We start from the raw sequence: 334 nt of genomic DNA on the forward strand, positions 1-334 counted from the left end.
GGCTTTGGTGTTGGTGGCGATGTTCGACAAGTTGGTGTTGACGTGGTCCAGACGGTTAGCCGTCGCGCCCAGTGCCGAACGCAGGGTGCTGACGCTGTCGATGGCGGTGGCCAGCAGGCCGATATTGGCGTTGGCGTTGGACGTCAGTTCCGTGGCGCCTGCTGCTGCGGCGCTCGAGAAGTTGGCGCTCAGGCCGGTCAGGGCTGCGTTCAGCGAGCTCAGGTTGCCCGAAACGTCGAACGTCATTTTTTCGGTCGAGCTTGCGCCGATCTGGAACGTCATCGACGTCGACAGCGTGCCGTCAGCTGCGGCGCTGCCTTTGCCCAGCAGCTTG

General features: G+C 63.5%; 1 protein-coding gene. It reads right to left on the reverse strand.

Translation table 11 applies throughout. The annotated features are described in order from the left end of the window. On the reverse strand, positions 1 to 334 hold a 334-nt coding region (locus tag V3C40_RS28285), incomplete at both ends, for a flagellin (protein WP_331779169.1).

The organism is Janthinobacterium sp. LS2A (assembly GCF_036543145.1).
GTDB classification, from domain to species: domain Bacteria; phylum Pseudomonadota; class Gammaproteobacteria; order Burkholderiales; family Burkholderiaceae_D; genus Janthinobacterium; species Janthinobacterium aestuarii.